The sequence below is a fragment of the Clostridioides sp. ES-S-0123-01 genome (genome assembly GCF_020658415.1).
Taxonomy (GTDB): Bacteria; Bacillota; Clostridia; order Peptostreptococcales; family Peptostreptococcaceae; genus Clostridioides.
In genome coordinates this window covers 1-5,631 of sequence record NZ_JACVWD010000016.1, presented here as the reverse complement: position 1 = coordinate 5,631, position 5,631 = coordinate 1, and the positions used below count along the sequence as shown (strand labels likewise).

The 5,631-nt window shown below is 28.0% G+C and carries 3 protein-coding genes and 1 rRNA gene; 1 reads left to right on the top strand and 3 read right to left on the bottom strand.

Annotated elements, in window-relative coordinates; all coding sequences use genetic code 11:
• Positions 1-839: 839 nt before the first annotated feature.
• Both nrdG and IC175_RS19075 read right to left on the bottom strand, forming a co-directional pair.
• Complete coding sequence (nrdG, locus tag IC175_RS19080; protein ID WP_227437644.1) at positions 840-1,379, bottom strand: anaerobic ribonucleoside-triphosphate reductase activating protein; 540 nt, start codon at positions 1,377-1,379, stop codon at positions 840-842.
• A 21-nt stretch (positions 1,380-1,400) separates the two neighbouring features.
• Positions 1,401-3,752 (bottom strand): anaerobic ribonucleoside triphosphate reductase, encoded by a 2,352-nt coding sequence (locus IC175_RS19075; RefSeq protein WP_227437646.1) that lies wholly within the window; start codon positions 3,750-3,752, stop codon positions 1,401-1,403.
• 372 nt (positions 3,753-4,124) lie between these two features.
• Between IC175_RS19075 and IC175_RS19070 the strand changes: the two genes are divergently transcribed.
• On the top strand, positions 4,125-5,309 hold the full coding sequence (locus IC175_RS19070) for a pyridoxal phosphate-dependent aminotransferase (RefSeq protein WP_227437648.1): 1,185 nt from the start codon (positions 4,125-4,127) through the stop codon (positions 5,307-5,309).
• Positions 5,310-5,517: 208 nt separating this feature from the next.
• Here IC175_RS19070 and rrf read toward each other — a convergent pair.
• Positions 5,518-5,631 (bottom strand): 5S ribosomal RNA (gene rrf, locus IC175_RS19065); the annotation flags it as partial.

Sequence of the window (5,631 nt, the reverse complement as noted above, 5' to 3'; positions counted from 1 at the left end):
TCCTGAGCCAGGATCAAACTCTCAAATAAAAGTTTATCAGGCTCAGATACTATTGTTATCTAAATATCTGGCTTTATGGTTTGTTTCTTGTTTTATAAATTAACCTACTGTTTAATTTTCAAAGTTCTTTATGTTTATGTCCTTTTCTTGAGGACAAGTATTACTATACCAACTTTTTCTTTTAGAGTCAACAACTTTTTTTACTTTTTTTATTTTTAAATTATCACTTTACCTCTCTATTATAATATTATCCACATTATAAACAACTGATTCATATTGTTTTAACTTATTACATTAAATATTATCCACATTATAAACATATTTATCCACATATTACATAATTTATTATTTTTTGAATAAAGATAAATCCATATGTATAATCACTTCTCATTAGTCCATTTATCTATATGATACAATATGTTTACAACTTGAAAACCTTGGTTGAAAATGCTTACTTTAATAGCAGCATTATTTCCTCTCAAAAGCATTAATAATGATATTAGTAGTGATAATAGTACATGAGCATATAATTTTATTAAAGTATTTATCAACCCCTTACTACTTTACTTTGTAAATTTATATATTAACTAAAAACTTTCATAATCAAATTAAATACTTTAGTTTCATAGCCGAGTATCAATTAAACAATTTGTAAAACTTTCTTTTAAAAGAATATAAATCAAAACAAACTAATATATTATAAAACTAAAGCTATAAAAGCTACAATAGTCAGTCTAATATAAATACATTTTATATAATACATAATTAAAGAAAAACTTTTTACATAAAAATAGACGAAAGTAAATATGTTTTTACATTTACTTTCGTCTATTTATGTTCTATTCTGCTATAGATAAATCATCCTTCATATACTGCTCAATTAAAAATACTTTTTTATACTTTAAGCTCTTCTGAACATCAATTATTCTTTGATTTGATGAACCTCTAAATTTTAGACTTATATCTTTTTTTTCATCTACAAATCTTCCATCTACTAAAACATCAATCTGCTTTAATAGGTTCAAGTTTTTAAAATATGCACTATTTTTTTTATCTAGTAGTTGTTCAAATGTAAATCCTGTATAGGACCATACATCTAAGCCAGTCTTTTTGGCTTCTTTTGCTATTTCTTCTAATGGTTCTGGCTGTAAAAATGGCTCTCCACCTGATAGTGTAATACCTTTTTGTAATTTTAGTGACTTTATCTTATTTATAATTTCTTTTGTATCCATATAAAATCCACCACATAAATTATGTGTTTGAGGATTATGACATCCTTTACAATTATGAACACATCCTTGAGTCCATATTACCATTCTTAACCCTGGTCCATCAACTATACTGTCATGACTTATAGTAGATGACATTCTTATCTTCATAACTTATTCCTCCAAATAAAACTATCTATGTTTTACCCTATCTTTAACTTCCGCTTTTTTGGCATTATTAAATCTATCAACTGTACCAACTAAATATCCTGTTATTCGTCTGATTCTTTCAAATTTAATATCACTTTCGTCTTCATTTCTTCCACATACAGGACATATATTACTTGCTATTACTCCCGAGAAACCACATATAGGATCTCTATCTACAGGATGATTTATACTTCCGTATCCTATGCCCAAATCTTTCATTGCTTTTATGATAGTTTCAAAAGCTTCTAAGTTATCAGATGGATCTCCATCTAGTTCTACATATGTTATATGACCTGCATTAGTAAATTCATGATATGGAGCTTCTATCTCAATTTTGTCATATGCACTTATATTATAATAAACTGGAACATGGAATGAATTAGTATAATACTCTTTATCTGTAATACCTTTAATTTCTCCATATACTTTCTTATCTATTTTAGTAAATCTTCCTGAAAGACCTTCTGCTGGAGTACCCATTAAAGAGAAATTTAATTTATATTTGTCTGTAGCTTCATCCATTTTATGTCTCATATATGACACTATTTTTAGTCCTAATTCTTGAGCTTCCTTGCTTTCTCCATGATGTTTACCTGTAAGAGCAATAAGGCATTCTGCTAAACCTATAAACCCAATAGTCAATGTTCCTTGCTTTATTACTTCTTTTAATGTATCTTCTGGGCCCAAATCATCAGAATCTTTCCATACGCCTTGCCCCATTAAAAACGGAAAGTTTTTCATTTTTTTATTTCCTTGAACTTCAAGACGCTCTAATAATTGTTCTATAATTAAGTCTATTTTCTCATCTAGTTCTTTAAAAAATTCATCTAAATTAGTTTTCTCATTTTTTATAATTCCATGCTTTATACCTAATCTTGGAAGATTGACAGTAGTAAAAGATATATTTCCTCTGCCACTAACTGTTTCTGGCCCACATACATTACTAAGTACTCTTGTTCTACAACCCATATATGTAGCTTCTGTATCTGGATCTCCTGCTTTATAATATTTAGCATTAAAAGGAGCATCTAAAAAGCTAAAGTTAGGAAATAATCTTTTAGCTGATACCCTGCATGATAACTTAAATAAATCATAATTAGGATCTTCAGGATTTAAATTTACACCTTCTTTAACTTTAAATATCAATATTGGGAAAATTGGGGTCTCTCCATTACCTAAACCTCTTTCTTGTGATAATAATAGATTCTTAGTTACCATTCTTCCTTCTTCTGAAATATCTGTTCCAAAATTTACACTTGAAAATGGTACTTGTGCACCTGCTCTAGAATGCATTGTATTTAAGTTATGTATAAATGCTTCCATAGATTGATATGTTTTTTTATCAGTTTCTTTATATGACTCTTCAAATGCAAAGTTTTGCATGTTCTTTATAAGTTCTTCATCAATATTAAACATTTCTTTTAGTTTTTCTTTTTCAGAGTTTAAATACAATTCATCTTTTTTAAGACCAACTTTTTTATTTGTTTCTTTCTCTGTTCTATATACTATGTCCTTTATTGCTTCATTATTTTCAATTCCTTTAAATAATTTTAATGCTTTAGCTAAGTTTCCTATGTAGAATTTTTTAAATGTCTTATACACACCTTCAGACAAACCATAATCGAAAAATGGTATGCTTTGACCTCCATGTTGATCATTTTGATTACTTTGTATCGCAATTGCGGCTAGAGCTCCATAACTCATTATATCTTGTGGTTCTCTTAAGAAACCATGACCAGTTGAAAAACCATCCTCAAATAGTTTTTTAACATCTATCTGGCAACAAGTTAATGTCCCCATATTTAAAAAGTCCATGTCATGTATATGTATATCTCCATTATCATGTGCGAAAGAATGTTCTGGCTTTAATATATGAGTCTTGCAAAATTCTTTGGATACAGTACTTCCATATTGTAACATTGTTCCCATAGCTGTATTACCATTGATATTTGCATTTTCTCTTTTTATATCAGCATCTTCTGCATCCTCAAAGGTAATTTCTTCTATTGCCTTCATTAATCGTGTTTTTGAATTTCTTATTCTACTTCTTTCAGTTCTATATACTATGTACTCTTCACTAGTTTTTGCATGACCTGTTTCTATAAGAACCTTAACTACAGAATTTTGTATGTCTTCAACACTTGGAACTGATTCAGAATATTTATGATTTATCAACTTTATTACTTCCTGAGTTAGTTGCTCAGATAACTTATAATCAGGTACAATACCTTCTCTTTCTGCAACATTTGTTGCTGCTAAAAATATAGCCCTTGTTATTCTATCTTCATTAAATGGAATCACTCTTCCATCTCTCTTTTTTACAAACTCAACCAATTAAAAAAACCCCCTATTACTATATATTGTATTTTATTAATCTACATACCACTATATGTAGTATATTAAGTCTAAAAAAATCCCCTTCAACTAAGTTAAAGGGATTATCTTAATAATTACTATATTAAGATTACCAAATTTGTACATAATAGTCAAACTAACGCAAATCATTGCAAATACTATGTAGATATTTTGAACATCAGCGTTTGTAACAACTTTGGAAGTCAAAACTTTTTTCTCTTTTTTTTACACTAATTTTAGGCAAAAAATACTCATTTTCATATGTATTAATGTATATATCTACAAATTTCCTTATGTACATTTTTCAAATTTGTCGTATAATATAAATAATAATTTAAAAGGGGGCATTTTATGTTATCAAAAAGACTAAACTTTATAACTCCATCCTATACAATAGGTATTAGTTCAAAAGTTAAAGAAATGGAAAGTGACGGAATTAAAGTAATCAACCTTAGTATAGGAGAACCTGATTTTAATGTACCTAATGTTGCAAAATCTTACGGAATTGACTCTTTAAATAAAGATTGTACTAAATATGATTTAGTTCCTGGATTGAAAATACTTAGAGAAGAAATCTGTAAAAAACTTATTGAAGAAAATAACTGTAAATATTCAATAGATGAAATAGTTATATCAAGTGGAGCTAAAAATTCTATAACAAACACTTTACTAGCGTTAACAGATGAGGGAGATGAAGTGTTATTGCCAAAACCATATTGGGTTAGTTACCCTGAAATGGTTAAATTAGTTAATGCTGTTCCAATTTTTATTGATACCAGAAAAGAAAATGGATTCAAATTAACAAAAGAAGAACTTGAAAAATCTATAACAAGCAAAACAAAGATTCTTGTAATAAATAATCCTTCAAATCCTACTGGTAGTGTCTATACAAGAGATGAGCTAATTGAAATCGTAAAAGTGTGTATACAGAACAAAATATATATTTTGGCAGATGAAATATATGAAAAAATATGTTACACTGGAAATTTCACATCAGTTGCTTCATTAAACGAAGAAGCAAAAGATATAACTATAACTATAAATGGTTTTTCTAAATCAGCTGCTATGACTGGATTAAGATTAGGCTATACTGCTTCTAATAAAACCATAGCTAAAGCAATGAGTTCCATACAAGGACATCTTATATCACATCCAAGCTTAACATCACAATACATAGCATATGGAGCCTTAAAAGATTGTTCAACTGATATAGATGATATGGTGGAAACATATAAATCTAGAAGAGATTTAATCACATCTAAATTAGATTCTATCGAAAATGTAGATTACGTAAATCCAGATGGTGCGTTTTATGCTTTTATAGACCTTTCTAAGATAGCTGAAAACTTTAAATATAAAGATAGTTTTTCTATAGAATTTTGTAATCAGTTTTTAGAAGAATACAATGTAGCAGTTGTTCCTGGCATAGCATTTGGTATGGATAAATATATTCGTATATCTTATGCTTGTAATGAGAATACTTTCTTGGCTGGATTAGATAAATTAAAAGAATTTGTATCTAAGATAATGGCATAATAATTTTAATCAAACAATTTTTAAATATAAGATATTAGATGATAAATTAATAGATTGTGTATCTATATAATATATTTAACATCGTAATTAAAAACTTAAATAAAATAAAAACCTATTGATTTTCATACCAATAGGTTTTTATTTTATTTGTTATATTAAGCTAGAATTTTATTTTAAATTTTAACTCAATATAACAAATAAAAAAATTACGTGGCTACGTCCTACTCTCCCAGGCAGTTTCCCACCAAGTACCATCAGCGCTAGAGAGCTTAACTTCTGTGTTCGGAATGGGAACAGGTGTATCCTCTCTGCTATTGTAACC

What these genes read in the sequence shown, in the direction of transcription:
- nrdG (WP_227437644.1), bottom strand. Translation starts at nt 1,379, where the DNA reads ATGAAGATAAGAATGTCATCTACTATAAGTCATGACAGTATAGTTGAT.
- IC175_RS19070 (WP_227437648.1), top strand. Translation starts at nt 4,125, where the DNA reads ATGTTATCAAAAAGACTAAACTTTATAACTCCATCCTATACAATAGGT.